This window comes from Gimesia aquarii (genome assembly GCF_007748195.1).
Classification (GTDB): domain Bacteria; phylum Planctomycetota; class Planctomycetia; order Planctomycetales; family Planctomycetaceae; genus Gimesia; species Gimesia aquarii.
Genome location: NZ_CP037920.1, coordinates 4,787,074 through 4,804,212 on the forward strand (window position 1 = coordinate 4,787,074; position 17,139 = coordinate 4,804,212).

The following is a 17,139-nucleotide window of genomic DNA, read 5'->3' on the forward strand; positions in this document are numbered from 1 at the left end:
AATCATCAGGTCCATTTGCTCCGGAAATCTACCCATGCAGGGGCGTGAAATTTTATTAGGTGTTTCAGGCGGGATTGCCGCTTATAAGACAGCTGACCTTACCAGTAAACTGGTCCAGAAAGGGGCGGCTGTCAGTGTTGTAATGACCAAGGCGGCCGAAAAGTTTATTGGAGCAACTACGTTCGAAGCATTAACTGATCGTCCGGTATACCAAGGTAGTTTTTCCCCTAGAGAACATTTCCAGGGAGAGCATATTGGCCTGGCCCGCCGAGCGGAACTTTTTGTCATCGCACCGGCAACAGCAAATGTCATTGCTCAACTTGCTCATGGTCTGGCCGAGGATCTCCTTTCAACACTTACATTAACCTGTACTGCTCCTATCCTGATAGCTCCGGCGATGAACGCGGATATGTGGGCCAAACCTGCGGTGCAGCGCAATCTGAGCCAGATCAAAGAGGATGGAATTCATATCGTAGAGCCGGGAGAAGGCTGGCTCAGTTGTGGTGTCATTGGAAAAGGCCGCATGGCAGAGCCCGCAGAGATTTTAACACGAATTGAAGAATTACTAAATTGATTCAAGACATTCCTGGTCATTTTCAATTCGCTTGAAGTAAATGAAACTCATGAGAATTCTTATCACTGCTGGCCCCACCCGTGAATATCTTGATGACGTACGTTATCTTTCCAACGCCAGCAGTGGCCAGATGGGATATGCTCTGGCACATTCTGCGATTCAAGCCGGACATGAAGTTGCCCTTGTATCTGGACCGGTCAGACTGCCTCCACCGGAAGGATGTGAAGTCTACCATGTGGAAACGACTGATGAGATGTATGCCCAATGCGAAAACCTCTTCCCTGAATGTGATGGGGTTATCGGAACAGCAGCAGTCTGTGATTATAAGATTAAAACCCGAGAGCCAGGTAAAATCGCCAAAACCGGTGAAGCGATCACTTTGGAACTGGTAGAAACGATTGATGTACTAGCCGAACTGGGGACACAGAAAGGCCACCGCTGGGTGATAGGCTTTGCTCTGGAGTCACAGGATGCTCGCTTCAATGCAGTCCGCAAACTCTACAGCAAAAAATGCGATGCGATTGTCCTCAACGGCGTGAATGCCATCGGTTCCAATGAAAATTATGTGGAAGTCATCGATCAAAGCCAGGAAACCGTCGCCACTTATTCTGGTGAGAAATCTCTGGTAGCAGAATCACTCATCTCCTGGGTACAAGCACACATCGCTGGAAAATAATGTGAAAGCCGATGCTATCAATCTAATGATAGAAACAGGGGACGGCAACAGGACCTGAACTCAGAAGCCCCGGTACCAGAAATGACAAACGTTATAATCTGTCCTATCCGCACAACCAGTCCTTTCAACTTCGACTGTCTTTTCTAACCCGACCAACCCGCGCGTATGAGGCAGAAACGCAACATAGTTTGTTGAGTTTTTCCGACATGACCGTCGTTCGTGTGCTAGGTTTGAATAGTTAAGGAAATCAACATCTAGCAGAAACCATACTTTTGTTTGGTACGTCTCAATTCCCCCTGATTGAGACAATAGTCGTGAAAATGTTCCCGTTTGTTGATGTTCTTGGGTTTACTCACAAACGGGAACAATTTTCTTTCCATGCAAAAATCTAATGCCTTCTGAAAAAAGTAAGCACTTTTTTGCGTTCGCTTTACGCGCCGTTGATTCCATTTTTAAAATAAATTGGTCTCCATTTTTTGTATAGATTTGCAGGTTGGTCGTCATGATCGACATTCAACGGTTCAAAACAGATTTAATTGCGCTCGGGTTGCTGGCAGTCACAGTCTTTCTCGGACTGAGTCTCTTCAGCTATGACCCCGCTGATCCTCCTGCGCAACTGGTCTACCCTGTCCGTGAAGCTGCTCAAAATCTATGTGGAACTACAGGAGCCCATGTCGCTCATCTTTTGCGAACTGGCTTTGGTGTAGGTGCCTGGGGAATCTTTCTAGCGTTGATCGTAATTGATATGCGTATGTTTTCACGTCAACAGGCAGTTGGCGCGATGGTAGAACTCTTTGGACTTGCGCTGATTTTAGCCTCGGTCTGTATTGTCAGTCAAATGATGTTAGGCAATAACAGCACGACACCTCTTATTGGTAGTGGTGGTTATATTGGTGCACTTGGATTCTCATTTTTGGAAGCAAAATTTTCTGTTGCTGGTTCCTTAATTCTGTTAGCTTCCATGTTTTTTGCAGGGCTCTTATTAACAGCCGATACGATGCCTGTCCGGTTTCTTTTTTCCTGTCTCTCATTTCCGTTTCGAGTTTTAAGCCGCGACACTTCAGAATTTGAGGAAGCGGCTGAAGAAGAATATGAAGAGGACGAGGACGAAGATGTCATCGCTGAAGATGAAGAGGAAGAGTATGAAGAAGAAGTCGTTGCCGCTCCAAAACTGAAAAAAGCCAAAGTACGAAAACCGATCAAAGTAAATCCACCAGCGGGCCTTCGCTTGTCACGCGAGCCTCGACCCATCGAGCAAAAAAAAAACAGCTCGTATAAGTTGCCCGGGTTAGAACTCCTGGAAGAAGCAGAAAACTTTCCATTTGAGTTATTAGCGAAAAAAGCGGAAGAAGCAGCCGAAGTTCTGGAGAATACATTCGCCGATTTTGGCTTGGATATTCAAGTTTCTGAAATCGATACCGGTCCAGTTTTAACTCTATTCGAACTCAATTTGAAACCTGGATTACGTGTTGCCAAAGTGACAGCACTGGCTCATGACCTCGCGGTCGCTTTACGAGTGCCATCAGTGCGAGTTGTGCCTTCTATCCCTGGAAAAAATACAGTGGGTGTCGAAGTTCCTAATGAAAAGCAGGTCATGGTACGTTTGAAAGAACTGATTGAGGCCTGTTCTCAAGAAGCAGATCGCAATCGAATTCCACTTTTCATGGGTAAAGACGTGAGTGGCCGCCCTCTGACTGCTGACCTGTCGAAACTGCCTCATCTATTGATTGCAGGACGTACCGGAACAGGTAAAAGTGTCTGTCTCAATACACTCATTCTTTCGTTACTGATGACGCGGACTCCCAACGAAGTCAAGATGTTGATGATCGACCCCAAAATGGTGGAGTTAAGTGGTTACAAGCGAATTCCCCATTTGATGCACCCCGTAATTACCGATATGAAAAAAGCGGAAGCGGTTTTGGCGTGGGCTGTCGACAAAATGGAAGAACGCTATGACCTTCTCGCGCGTTGTGGTGCTCGAAACATTGAAAGCTTCAACAAACTCGGAAAACAAAAAATCTTAGAGCTGGCTGACATTGATCCTGATTCAGAAGAAGCACAGCAAATGCCAGAAAAAATGCCTTCCATCGTGATCGTTGCGGATGAAATTGCTGATATGATGATGACATCAGGTAAAGATGTGGAAGCACACATTATCCGTCTGGCTCAGAAATCGCGGGCTGTGGGCATTCACCTGGTACTCGCAACTCAAAAACCAACCGTCGATGTCATTACAGGGCTGATTAAATCTAACCTCCCTGCCCGAATTTCGTTTCAGGTTGCCAGCCGTGGTGATAGCCGTGTGGTATTGGATGAAAATGGTGCTGATGCTCTGCTCGGCAATGGTGATATGCTCTACCTGGCTCCCGGAACCAGTAAACTGACTCGTGCTCAAGGGGCCTACGTGAGTGATGAAGAAATCGAAAATGTAATTGACTTCTTTGGCGATATGGAACCAGAATACAGTCCTGAACTGGCTCAAATCACAGCTGCAAACTCAAAGAAGAATAATGGTGGTGACTCTGAACGTAAAGAGGACAGCCTGTATAATGAGGCAGTTGAAGTCGTTATTCGCGAAGGTCGCGGCTCTGTTTCTCTATTACAACGAGCCCTTGGGGTAGGCTATGGTCGCGGTGCCCGTTTGATCGATTACATGGCAGAAGATGGTATTGTCGGTGAGTACAACGGCTCACAGGCACGTGAAGTCTTGTATACAATCGATGAATGGGAAGCCGCGAAGCAAAACGACTTCCAAGACGATTATGAAGAAGAAGAATACGAAGAAGAGTTCGTATAACGTGGCATTTCGCCCTATTCTTCTTTACTTATTGCCTTAAAAGATGTCTGAAGTCGTAAATTCTGTTTGACTACCACAGCCGCTCTGCTTATGATCTTTCCATTACAAAGCGCATAATTAGCCATTTTCACTAGGATTTGAAGGTCTTTTCGTCAATGATGCCTGTTTCAAATATCGTCTGCGTCAGCAGCATTATTATTATTTGCGAAATTACAGGCTCACTATGACTTGAGGATCATTATCAATTTAACAGATTTTCAGAACCTCAGGTCACAACCTGAGGTTTTTTTATTGCATTGACCAAGACTCATTAAGGACTGTGACAAGATAACCTGAAAGAAAATAACAGGAGATCATTTCATAGTACAAAACGTTAGCATTTAGTGTGGCTCGAATAGGATACAGTCTAAATCAACCAGCGACTCTTCAATTTTCAAAGAATAACAGAAAAAGAAAGCCCCTAAAGATGGCCCGAATTCAGATGTATGACACAACTTTGCGGGATGGCAGCCAGGGAGAAGGCATCAACTTCTCATTGGAAGATAAGCTGCAAATTACCGTAAAGCTTGATGAAATGGGCTTTGACTATATTGAAGGTGGCTATCCTCTTTCAAATCCCAAAGACACAGAATATTTCCAGCGCGTCGCAGAAATGGATCTGAAACACGCTAAAGTCACAGCCTTTGGAATGACACGTCGTAAAGATATTGCCGCAAAAGATGATGTTGGCATGCAGGCACTCCGCGACTCCCAGGCACCCGTTGTCACTATCGTCGGTAAGACTTGGGATTTGCATGTCACAGAAGTTCTACGGGTGAGTCTCGAAGAGAATCTGGCCATGATTACAGATTCAGTCTCCTTCATCAAATCATGCGGACGTGAAGTGATCTATGACGCGGAACACTTCTTTGATGGATTTCGAGCGAATCCGGATTATGCTTTAAAAACGATTAAGGCAGCTGCCGAAGGTGGCGCAGATATCATTATCCCCTGCGATACGAATGGCGGAAGTCTGCCTGAAGTCATTGCCAAATATCTCGACCTCGTTCGAAGTGAGTTGAATACCCCCCTGGGCATTCACTGTCACAACGATTGTGATGTCGCAATAGCTAACTCATTAACTGCGGTAGAGCATGGAGCCGTACAAGTTCAGGGAACGATCAATGGAATCGGCGAACGCTGTGGAAATGCTGATCTGATTAGTGTGATCGCCAATCTGGTCACAAAACAGGAAGGTCATTCGGTTCTACTTGACAACAATTTACATAATCTGACCGAACTATCGCGCTATGTTTACGAACTGGCTAATATGAATTTTCGATCAAGCCAACCGTTTGTTGGCAGTAGTGCCTTTGCACACAAAGGCGGCATGCACGTTCACGCCGTCAATCGTATCGCCAGAAGTTACGAACACATCGAACCGGAAGTGGTAGGTAACGAACGGAAAGTACTCGTCAGTGAACTGTCCGGCCGTTCCAACATTGTCGCAAAAACGACAAAATATAAACTCGATCATGATCCAGAGCTTCTTACCAAAATCTTGGAAAAAGTTCAGGATCTGGAAAACATCGGCTATCAGTTTGAAGCGGCGGAAGCCTCGTTCGATCTGCTCGTCAAAAAAGTCGCAGGAACATTCACACCTCACTTCGAGAAGATTCATTATCGAGTCAACGTTGAATCAGATCACACTCATGAACCGCTTACAGAAGCGACCATTAAACTAAACGTCAACAGTCATCAGGAACATGTTGTCGGCGAAGGCGATGGTCCTGTCAACGCATTAGACACGGCACTCCGCAAAGCCCTCTGCCCTGCTTACCCAGCACTCGAAAAGATGCATCTGGTTGATTACAAAGTACGTGTCATCAACTCTGCAGAAGGCACTGCCGCCCGCGTACGAGTAGTCATTGAGAGTAGAGATGAACATGATGTCTGGAGCAGCATCGGAGTCAGTGAAAATATCATCGAAGCGAGTTGGCTGGCACTCGTAGATAGCGTCGAATATAAGCTCTATAAGGATAAAGGAACTTTTTCCGACTAGAATGAAGAAACCGCGACCGTCAATAATGCCCGCAACAACTATTTTTGCTATATCTGAGTCTGATCAGTCATGTTTAGCTGCTCCGACAGGCTCTATTCATTGACGAATGATACTCATACATCAATCAGGTCCCTCAAACTTCAAACAAGACTCAATAGTAACTCATGACCGAATCGCTTGACAAACAATATCATCCTGAGAGTGCACAAGAGAAATGGTATCAATTCTGGGAAGAGAAAGGCTATTTCCACGCCGAACCGAACCCGGAAAAACAACAACACACGATTATGATTCCTCTTCCCAACGTTACAGGTGCCCTGCATATGGGGCACGCGTTGAATGGAACTCTGCAGGATCTGATTACCCGCTGGCGTCGGATGGAAGGATATGAAGCGCTCTGGATGCCAGGAACCGATCATGCTGGCATCGCGACACAGGCAGTTGTTGAACGTCGCATGAAAGAAGAAGAAAATCTGACTCGCCACGATATCGGACGTGATGCATTAGTAGAACGTATCTGGGAATGGAAAGACCAGTATGAAAAACGAATTCTAAATCAATTACGTAAACTGGGAGCCAGTTGCGATTGGCAGCGTACGCGTTTCACACTGGATGAGATGTGCTCCAAAGCAGTGAGACGCACATTTCTGAAACTCTTTTCTGATGGTCTGATTTTTCGTGGTAAACGCCTGGTAAACTGGGATCCATTCTTGCAAACCGCTGTTGCCGATGATGAGGTGTTTTCAGAAGATGTCGATGGACAGTTCTGGACGTTCCAATATCCGATAGTCGATAGTGATGAACGGATTTCCTTTTCCACCACACGCCCTGAAACGATGCTCGGTGACACCGCGGTCTGTGTGCATCCTTCAGATGAGCGGTATACTCATTTAATTGGAAAAAACGTACGCATTCCATTAAACGGACGTGAAATCCCGATTATCGCAGACGCTTTACTGGCAGATAAAGATCTGGGAACCGGAGCCGTCAAAGTCACTCCCGCCCATGATCCGAATGACTATGCTTGTGGATTGCGAAATGATCTGGAATTGATCAACATTCTCAATCCTGACGGAACCATCAACGAAGCCGGTGAAGACTATGCAGGCCTAGATCGTTATGAAGCACGCAAAAAAATCGTCGCTGATATGGATCAATTGGGCTTCTTCATTGAAGTGGAAGACCGTCTGATTCCTGTCAAACATAGCGACCGTTCGAAAACTCCGATCGAACCTTATTTGTCGGATCAATGGTTTGTCAAAATGGACACCTTGGCTCAGTCGGCCATCGATGCTGTTGAAGATGGTCGTGTGCGATTCTTCCCCAGTCGTTATTCCAAAACTTATCTTGATTGGCTCAAGGAAAAACGAGACTGGTGCATCAGCCGTCAACTCTGGTGGGGACACCGTATCCCAATCTGGTATTGTGAAACCTGTTCTGAGGAAGATCTCAAACAGGCATTTGATGATCGCTATGATGTGAGCTACCGGCGTGATGATGAAGATACCTGTTGGCTCATCTGTAGTGAAACTGATCTAAAAAGTGATGAGCTGGGAGCCGACCATCAATTAACGCAGGATGAAGATGTGCTGGATACCTGGTTCAGCAGCGCCTTATGGCCACATGCCACACTTGGCTGGCCTGATAAAAATCCGGACCTGGATTACTTTTACCCGGGAAGTGTTCTCGTCACCAGCCGGGATATCATCACACTCTGGGTTGCCCGAATGGTGTTGACCGGTCTCTATAATATGGACGACATTCCTTTCAAACATGTCTGTATCCATCCTAAAATTCTCGATGGTTTTGGTCAGACAATGTCCAAATCAAAAGGAAACGGCGTAGACCCGATGGACCTCATCGATAAATACGGCGTCGATGCTGTGCGGTTTACAATCGCCTCATTTGCTGGAGAAACTCAGGATGTCAGACTGCCCGTCGGATACGAAGATCCGGAAACTGGTGAAGTTGTCCCTCAAACTCTGAAACATCAGAAAACCATTCCCGCGGGTGGTGAGAAACCACGTATCAAATTCCCTAAGAGCGGAAAAACGTATCAGTACACCAGTCCCTGGTTTGACCCCGATCCAGGAGAAAAAGTAGCCCGCATCGTGAGTGAACGTTTTGAGTATGGCAGAAACTTCTGCAATAAACTCTGGAATGCGAGCCGCTTTGCAATGCTCAATCTTGAAGGATACACCCCTGCTCCATTAGATGAAGCTGATTTAACAATGGAAGACCGCTGGGTTTTGAGCCGTCTCTCCAGTGTTGCAGAAGAAATGACAACCGTTTTAAATCGTTATCAATTTGATGTCGCAACTCGCGCCATTCGCGACTTTACCTGGAACGAATTTTGTGACTGGTACCTGGAAATGATTAAACCCCGTCTCTGGGATGAAGATCAAAAACCAGCCGCTCAGCGAGTATTAGTAGGCGTACTCGATTCACTACTGCGGCTGCTCCAGCCTTTTGTACCATTCATTACTGAAGAGCTTTGGCAACGTTTGAATGAGATTTCCCCCGAACGCGGATTATTCAATCCAGAACCGGCGGCAGAAAGTGTGACGATCGCTGACTGGCCAGAACCACCAAAAAACTGGCAAGATTCTCAGTTGGAAAAACGCTTCGAACGTCTGCAGGAAATGATCGTCGCCGTTCGTAATATTCGTGCCGTTTACAAAATCTCACCTTCAGTATCACTAAAACTATTCCTACGCTGTGAATCTGAGGTGGCTGATGACATGCAAAATGTTGCCAGCCAATTTGATAATTTAGCTAAAACACTATTGGAGTCGGCCGGGGCTGACGTACAACGTCCCAGCGGTTCGGCCACGTTTTCGCTAAATGATGTAGATGGCTTTATCTCACTGGAAGGTGTGATTGATTTAGAAGCAGAACTGAAACGCCTGGAAGTAGAAGCAGAAAAACAAAAGAAACACATCGAAGGAACTGAGAAAAAACTGGCCAACAAGAACTTTGTTGATCGAGCGCCGGCTGAAGTCGTTGAGGGTGTAAAAGAAACCCTAGCTGGATTACAAAAAAAACATCAAAGTATCCTCGAGACAATCGCACAATTAAAAGAAAAATAGTGAAAGTTTCCGGCTATCATTTCATTAGAATCCTGTTGTGCTGCCATTGGGCGGTGTATAATAATGACACTAAAATAAAGACGTTCTGATTCAGGAATATTTAACTCATTCTGGTTGGCTGTGTTATTTTCTCTGCCCGACCACAGGAGGTTCTCTTGCTTGTTGAAATGGAGTTATCTCGCATTATTATCAGCGAGATTGGTGACCAGCAGGTGATTTATCTGCGCGAAGTGAATGGGGAACGTATCTTTCCGATCCTGATTGGTATTTTTGAAGCAACTACCATTGACCGTCGTGTGAATCAGGAATTCTCACCTCAGCGTCCCTTAACACATGACTTATTAAAAAATACGATTGAATCACTGGGTGGGAGACTCACTGACGTTGTGATCACACATCTGGAAGACCACACTTACTATGCAATGTTGCGGGTCGATCAGAATGGAGAATTAGTGGAAATCGATAGTCGCCCGAGTGACGCAATTGCTTTATCAATTCATTACGATCCGCCAGTGCCGATCTTCGTCCATGAATCCGTGCTGGAGCAGACTTCCAAGTAAACCACTTCAGGAATTCTTAGTACACTGCTACAAAAAAAGGCTCTTCCAATTACGACCTTCGGAAGAGCCTTGTATCGATTTTCAGTATCTACTAGTTGCAATCCGCAACCAATGGTCCAGCCAATTCATCTAAAATAATCAGACGACCGGGTTGCTTTGTCATGTATGTGGAAGGAATCCAACTCGTCGGTTCGTGTCGTAATGTCATCCAGACACTCATTCCCTGCCACTGCATCCCCCGTGAGAAAATCCCATCACAGCCACCGATAATCTTATCGGCGTTCAGGAAACAGCCAGGGCCAATCGTGTTAGCATATGCAGGCACGAGAGTCGTGCGACTTTTGAAGCTTGTCACTGCATTCTGTTCGATGGTGAGCGGATGCAATTTTGCACCGATCCGGTGAGTTTGAGCCTGCCACTCCTCTTCAGAATTGAACTCACCTGCAAAATGAGGTTCCCAGAACGCGATGTGGCAAACTCGACCGATGCCAAAAATCACGCCCAGTTTTGCACCCGCTGATCGCAACTCACCAATTTTATCGGCATAGGTTGGTAGTACATCTGCGGTAGCAAAGTGTCGTTGGTTCTCAGGAACAGTCAAATCACCCAGGGGGCCATAAAAGGCATCCTTCATTGCGAACTGAAATGCTCCCGGATTGGTAGGAGGTAACGTGTTTCCATCCGCATCACTCCATTCATCCATGTTGAATCCATAAACATGATCGCAGGAAACGCCCCACTCTTTCAGAAAGAAAACAGCCCAACGATACATACCCATTGGTCCCACAGGCAGAATCAACGCCAGTTTCTCTCCTGCATCGCGTGACTGCTTAATCGTTAATGCAATTTCATGGCCCATAATTGTATCGAAGTCGGTTACACTTCCACACATTACTGGTTCGAAGTCTTTGTGCCACCAGGACTGGCGATCTGTAATGGACGCCGGATCCGCATTCATGCATTGATCAATTTTTGCCAGATCCCAGCCAGCTGGAAAATAACCTTCCATCATGGAACCGGCAATCGTACTCATTAAATCCATAACTGTTCCCTTCTCAATCCAAACTCACAATTTTTTCAAACTCTGGAAAACGTCAAAAACTCCTAATTTCTAACGATTATTTCAAAATTCGGTTTCAGGCGTGGATTTTAGCATAGACAGAAAATGAAAACAGGAAACAAAAGGCTATGATTTCATAAACAAAAGAATAATTAAACCAACACTTTAAGTCCGATAAACATCTTGAATTCTCTCATCGAAATAGTTCTAATAGATTTGCTGAATTGATTGTTCTCCCAAGCAATCAATCCTGCCTGAAAATGACCTTCCTTACAAACCGAATATTTTATCTTTACGATAATTATCAACCTGCCTGATTGAACAACAGAGTCCTCTCTGTTGTCATAAACAAGGGGCTTTTATTGATAAATGTCCAGACTTACTTTTTTGGGATTGAAAGCGATCCCTGTATAGTCCGATGGATATTCTATTGAATAACCTCCCTTGCTGCGGTTCATCCAACCGGAGAAATAAAAACGATGAAAGTACTGATTGCCCCAGCCTGTACAGCTCTGGCTATGATTATTGGCTGGTTAGTTTATGAACAGTCTCTACAAGAGACTCAGACGGCTCCTAAAACCATCATCACCCAACCCATTGCCGTGCAGGTGACCCGTTCCACCGAAAAATCTCTTGAAAAGCGCATTAACCTCGTAGGCAATCTTGAAGCTGGATCACAGGTTGAGATTCGGACCAAGCACAGCGGGTACATTAAATCGATGCCATTTAATGTAGGAGATCAAATTAAGGCAGGGGATATCATTCTGGAGTTAGATGACTCTGAAAACCAGGAAATGGTCATTAAATCAAAAGCCGCACTCACAGTTGCGAAAGCACAGTTGAAGGCACAAATCACCGCTCAAGAACTGACTCAAAAAGAACATGAGAGATTATTACTGCTTAAAAAAACAGGAGTCAGCACGGTACAGCAAATGGAAGAAGCGGTCGCGAATATGGCCATCGCGAAAGCGCAGACGGAACTCGAACAAGCAAGAGTTGAACAGGCAGAATCGGGGCTTGAGCAAAGCCGCCTGCGTCTGCAGGAAAACCAAATCCTGGCTCCGACAAACGGCTTTGTGGCAGAACGTCTGGTTGACGTTGGCGATTTGGCCAAACCCGACGTTGCTTTGATGAAGATTGTCAATCTGGATACGGTCCGCACGATCGTGCACATCATCGAAAAAGATTATGAAGATGTCAAACTCGGCCAGAAAGCTGTCATTTCCGTAGACACCTTCCCCGATAGAACATTTTCCGGCCATGTTTTACGCAAAGCACCTGTGTTGGATCCACAGACGCGGACTGCTGCGGTATACATCGAAATCCCCAACAAAGATTTCTCATTGAAACCGGGCATGCATGCACGTGTTCAAATTGTGTTTGAACAACGTCACAAAGCCAAAGTACTACCAGTTGCTTCTCTGACGCGCCGCAAAGATGGGCCTGGATCAGCAGTTTATATTATTGATGGAAACCCGCCGGTTACTGAAATCCGTAATATTGAAGTCGGCATCAATGATGGTGAACTGGTCGAGATTCTCTCTGGAATCAATTCGGGAGATCTCGTGATAACGCTTGGAAATCGACTTGTCGATGAAGGTCAAACAGTCACTCCCGTTGAAGTCCCCATGGACGAGGTTCTTCAATCACCACTGCCTTTGCCGCAGAAAACGAATTTGTGATTTAGACCATCTTCTTTTATGGAGATGATCAATGATTGAAGATTAATATATGTCCCTGACACGACTGGCAGTTCACCGACCGATCACTACACTGATGGCCTCTCTGGTATTGGTCATGCTGGGTTGTGTTTCGTTGTCACAACTGGCAGTGGACCTGATGCCGGATATTCAAAATCCAAGCGTGAGTGTGATCACGATTTACAAAGGTGCCGGCCCCAGTGAAGCAGAAACGCTCATTACGCGCCCCATCGAACAAACTCTCAGTTCAGTCGCCGGCGTGGAAAACATTCTCAGCAGCAGCGTCGAGGGAAGCAGCACCGTTCGCCTGCAATTCCAATGGGGAACAGATCTCAATCTAGCGATCAACGAAGTCCGTGATTCGCTGAATAAGCTAAGAAATTCCCTTCCTGAGGGTGCTGAGGACCCTTATATTCGCCACTTTGATGTTGCTGATAGTCCAATTATCTATTTCGGTCTCAATAGCGATCTCGACCCGATTACCCTGACCCGCGTCACGGAAAATCAAATTATTCCCCAGTTTGAGCAGTTGGATGGTGTGGCCCGAGTGCGCATGCGAGGAGGGATTGAACGGGAGATTCAGATCAATCTGGATCGTAGTAAACTTGAATCTCTGAACATGGGCGTCAATGAAGTTATCAATGCTTTACAGCAAGATAATATCAATCAACCCGCAGGAAATTTTGAAGAAGGACATCTCAATTTACATATTCGCAGCCAGGGAGAATTTACCAGCCTGGAACAAATCGAGAATACTGTAGTACGTGAAAAAGCAGGCGCGACCGTTCGCGTGCGTGATGTTGCTGATGTTGTCGACGGAGAAAAAGAACGTACCGAGTTAACTCGTATGAACGGGCAGCCCGGTATTCTGCTCTACGTTTATAAACAGTCTGGCGCCAATACGATCAGTGTGAGCGACCTTGTTCGAAAGCAAATTGAGCGCGTTAATAAATCGTCTTCGGATGTAAATCTCAGTATTCGTGTTGATAAAGCTGAATTTATTCGACAATCAATTGCTAATATTCAAGAAGCGGCTCTTTATGGAATGGGCCTTGCGTTTCTAGTACTCATTCTCTTTCTACGAAGCTTTCGTAGTATGCTGGTGATCGGTGTATGTATGCCTCTCTCCGTTCTGGCGACATTTATTCTGATTTACTTTCAAGGTTTCACTTTGAATATCATCTCCTTTGGCGGCCTCGCTCTTGGTGTCGGTCTCCTGGTGGACAATTCGATTGTGGTTCTGGAAAGTATTTTCCGCAAACGGGAAGAAGGACTTGATCCTATTGCAGCTGCCATTGAAGGAACAGCTGAAGTTTCTGCTGCCATTGTTGCCAGCACATTGACGACACTCATTATCTTCCTGCCGTTGGTATTTATTCAGGGCGCGACAGGAATTCTATTACATCAACTGGCGTGGGTTGTTTCGTTCTCGCTAATCTGCTCTTTATTTGCTAGTCTGACACTGACTCCCGTGATGAGCGCTTACTGGATTCCGGCCGAGACAAAAAAAGTTCGCTCCAAATGGTCCAAACCTTGGTTTGCCACCATCGAAACCTTCCATAATACAAATCATAAGATTCTACTGTTTCTGGAACGAATTTATGAGCGAATTCTACGTTTCAGCTTAAAACACTCAACGATGACCGGTTTCACTTTATTAGTATGTTTTACAGCGACTCTAGGCTTATCTCCACGTATCAAAACTGAGTTTTTACCGAAGACAGATGAAGCAACCGTCAATGTATTTTCGAGAATGGCAGCCGGTATCCAACTCAAAAAGTTGGACCAGCAAACACGTATACTTGAACAGGCAACAATCAAATCAGTTCCAGAAGCAGTCGCCATCGCCTCATTCATCGGTGATAGTGCGGATGATGCAGACCGCTGGAATCGAACTACGTTGCGAATTCAACTCTCACCTCGGAGTGAACGAAAACGAGGTATCGAAGAGATTCGAAAAGCCCTCGATGATGCTATTGGTCCCGTCCCCGGCATGAAATTTCAGGTGAAAGCGCAAACGGAAATGATGCTGATGAGAATGATCAGCCGCAGAGGTGGTGGTGATCTAGTAGTTCAGGTTGCCGGGCACAATCTACAGCTATCACAAGAAATCGTAGAACAAGTCGTTGAGGTCATGAAACAAATCCCCGGACTGATCAACGTTGAAGCGGAAATCTCAGACCAACGTCCGGAATTGACCGCTTCTATTGACCGAGATAAAGCTGGGCTTCTCAAAATCAGTGTGCAGGATATTGCACAGACCCTTGAAACTACGATTCAGGGAACTGAAGCAACTCTCTACCGCGAAGACGGCGATGAATTCTCAGTAGTCGTTCGGCTTCGTGAAACAGACCGCGATCGTCTTTCAGATGTACAACAAGTGGGTGTCACAACAGAAACAGGTCGTACGATTCCACTTAAAAATCTGCTGCAATTTAAAACTGACGAAGCACCTGTTGTGATCGAACGCCAGGACCAACAACGTGTCTTAAGAATCTTTGCTGATGTGGAAGGCAGAGATCTGGGAAGTATCGTTCCCGAGTTAGAACAGCATTTGAACTCCATACAAATTCCTGCAGGATTTTCAATTCGAGTCGCCGGTGACTGGGAATCACAACAGAAAAGTTTTGATGCATTAAAGCAAGGATTTGTCCTGGCCATCATATTGATGTATATGGTCATGGCTTCACAGTATGAATCGCTGAGAGATCCATTTTACATCCTGTTCTCTGTTCCACTTGGAATGATTGGTGTGATCTGGGTCTTTGTGTTTACTGAAACGACATTAAATGTTCAATCCTTCATTGGCATCGTCGTTCTTTCCGGTATCGTTGTGAACAATGCAATCGTGCTTGTGGATTACATTAATCAGCTCCGTAGACGCTTTCCCGACAAACCGCTTTCCGAACTGATCATCCAGGCAGCCACTCGGCGATTTCGCCCCATTCTGATGACCACTTTGACCACAGTTCTGGCAATGATCCCCATTGCACTGGGCTGGGGAGAAGGCGGGGAATTACAGGCACCAATGGCACGTGTTGTAGTAGGTGGACTGTGTGCTGGTACGATTATTACGTTACTCGCCATTCCTTTGATTTATCAGACATGCACAGGATCTGTTACAAAAGAAGCGAAAGAAAAACATCAAGTATGCTCTGAGAATCCCCCCCTCGGTCAGGCAATAAAATCTACCTGAATATGCTGGCAGAGCCCATCTACGATAGCATCAAATCAGCCAGAATGTCTATAATAAGCGTCTAAAGGATGAGCAGACATTTCCGCTTCAGTTCTTGTGTTGCATACTACAATCAGATTAGCATCTATTTCATCTGTGGGCCCTTGGACAGTCATTCCGATTTATGATGAATCAAAAACCTTCTCTCATTTCTGAACCGATTCCCTACAATACAATTTTTCCCTGGTTGCATCTATTTCGCATCTTTCGACTGGCCGTCGATTTTCAGAAAATTATGCTAGCTTCGGCAGCGTTTCTACTTTTGCTCCTGGGAAATCACCTGTTTAACACTCTTCCATTTGCCCCTCCTCAACAGGTAAGAGATACAGAGCAGTTACTTCCGCAAAACATCCAGTTTTATCCACAAGCTTCGGATCGTTTTCTGCAACAGCGGCTAAATAGCATCAAAATACTTGGAGAGAATAGCAACTACACAATCTTTCATGAATTGAATGAAAGAACATTGCTGGAACCAATGTCATCTTTTACAAGGCCCGTCTTCACTCTTTTTAATGTTGGAACCAATTGGAGTTCCCTCGCTTACGCTACGACGCAACTACTCTGGGCCGTTATCGTATGGTCCCTGTTTGGCGGAGCCATTACCAGAATTGCCGCCATCCAATTTGCTCAGGATGAACATATCGGACTCCGCGCCGCGTTACGTTTCTCATTGAAACGCATTCTTTCATTGGTGAGTGCTCCCCTGCTCCCTTTCGCCGGTATAGGATTTTTCTGGGTATTGTGTCTACTCATCGGCTTGCTCGGTTATATTCCAGGAGTCGGGGAAACCATTGTCAGTTTGTTCTGGGGTCTTGCCTACCTGTTTGCATTTGTAATGAGTTTGATTCTGCTGGTTACCCTAGCGGGCTGGCCTTTGATGATGGCCACGATCAGTGTCGAAGACAGTGATGGTTTTGACGGGTTGAGCCGTATCTTCAGTTACCTGTTTGGCCGAATCTGGTATTTCCTCTGGCTCGTGATTGTCACCCTTTGCTATGGTGCTGTTTGCCTCTTCTTTGTGGAATTACTGCTCACATTTATCACCTATCTCTCTTACTGGGGAGTCACTTGGGGGCTAAGTGATGATACAACCAATCAATTATTCATGCCTAATCAGAATTCGCTCGCGAGAACCATTACTCTGGGATGGGGAAAGGTACTCAGTATTTTATTTTCCGGATTCATCATCAGTTTTTTCTGGTCGGCAAATACTGTTATCTATTTTCTTTTACGAAAGTGTGATGATGGGACTCCAATCGATCACATCTACAATGCAGATGCGGACGAAGAACAAGCAGCTGATCTCCCCTTAGCGGGCGTTGCTAAATCAGAAGAACCAGTGATTGAGCGACCTGTAAATCCAGAGCAATCAGAAGAAAAACCGGAAGACGAAGAAACGTCTTAGAA

Annotated in this window: 10 protein-coding genes; 9 read left to right on the plus strand and 1 reads right to left on the minus strand. The window is 45.6% G+C overall.

Annotation, left to right across the window (positions count from 1 at the left end; genetic code table 11):
- Nucleotides 1–34 precede the first annotated feature (34 nt).
- From coaBC to V144x_RS18575, 6 genes are all read left to right on the plus strand, one after another.
- On the plus strand, nucleotides 35–574 hold the full coding sequence (gene coaBC, locus V144x_RS18550; RefSeq protein ID WP_144986950.1) for a bifunctional phosphopantothenoylcysteine decarboxylase/phosphopantothenate--cysteine ligase CoaBC: 540 nt from the start codon (nucleotides 35–37) through the stop codon (nucleotides 572–574).
- Between the two features lie 49 nt (nucleotides 575–623).
- Nucleotides 624–1,250 (plus strand): phosphopantothenoylcysteine decarboxylase domain-containing protein, encoded by a 627-nt coding sequence (locus tag V144x_RS18555; protein ID WP_144986952.1) that lies wholly within the window; start codon nucleotides 624–626, stop codon nucleotides 1,248–1,250.
- A 502-nt stretch (nucleotides 1,251–1,752) separates the two neighbouring features.
- Nucleotides 1,753–4,047 carry a DNA translocase FtsK gene (locus V144x_RS18560; RefSeq protein WP_144986955.1) on the plus strand — a complete coding sequence of 765 codons (2,295 nt, stop codon included), beginning with the start codon at nucleotides 1,753–1,755 and terminating at the stop codon, nucleotides 4,045–4,047.
- A 466-nt stretch (nucleotides 4,048–4,513) separates the two neighbouring features.
- The gene (gene cimA, locus V144x_RS18565) at nucleotides 4,514–6,088 is read left to right on the plus strand and encodes a citramalate synthase (protein ID WP_144986956.1); all 1,575 of its coding nucleotides are present in this window, start codon (nucleotides 4,514–4,516) and stop codon (nucleotides 6,086–6,088) included.
- Nucleotides 6,089–6,252: 164 nt separating this feature from the next.
- The gene (locus tag V144x_RS18570; RefSeq protein WP_144986958.1) at nucleotides 6,253–9,177 is read left to right on the plus strand and encodes a valine--tRNA ligase; all 2,925 of its coding nucleotides are present in this window, start codon (nucleotides 6,253–6,255) and stop codon (nucleotides 9,175–9,177) included.
- Between the two features lie 155 nt (nucleotides 9,178–9,332).
- Complete coding sequence (locus V144x_RS18575) at nucleotides 9,333–9,737, plus strand: bifunctional nuclease family protein (protein ID WP_144986960.1); 405 nt, start codon at nucleotides 9,333–9,335, stop codon at nucleotides 9,735–9,737.
- 91 nt (nucleotides 9,738–9,828) lie between these two features.
- On the opposite strand, the gene V144x_RS18580 is transcribed toward V144x_RS18575, so the two are convergent.
- On the minus strand, nucleotides 9,829–10,779 hold the full coding sequence (locus tag V144x_RS18580; protein WP_144986962.1) for a sugar phosphate isomerase family: 951 nt from the start codon (nucleotides 10,777–10,779) through the stop codon (nucleotides 9,829–9,831).
- Nucleotides 10,780–11,276: 497 nt separating this feature from the next.
- On the opposite strand from V144x_RS18580, the gene V144x_RS18585 reads away from it, so the two are divergent.
- From V144x_RS18585 to V144x_RS18595, 3 genes are all read left to right on the plus strand, one after another.
- The gene (locus tag V144x_RS18585; RefSeq protein WP_144986965.1) at nucleotides 11,277–12,479 is read left to right on the plus strand and encodes an efflux RND transporter periplasmic adaptor subunit; all 1,203 of its coding nucleotides are present in this window, start codon (nucleotides 11,277–11,279) and stop codon (nucleotides 12,477–12,479) included.
- A 49-nt stretch (nucleotides 12,480–12,528) separates the two neighbouring features.
- Complete coding sequence (locus V144x_RS18590) at nucleotides 12,529–15,693, plus strand: efflux RND transporter permease subunit (protein ID WP_144986967.1); 3,165 nt, start codon at nucleotides 12,529–12,531, stop codon at nucleotides 15,691–15,693.
- Between the two features lie 163 nt (nucleotides 15,694–15,856).
- Nucleotides 15,857–17,137, plus strand: coding sequence for a hypothetical protein (locus V144x_RS18595; protein ID WP_144986969.1), 1,281 nt, complete (start codon nucleotides 15,857–15,859; stop codon nucleotides 17,135–17,137).
- Nucleotides 17,138–17,139 lie beyond the last annotated feature (2 nt).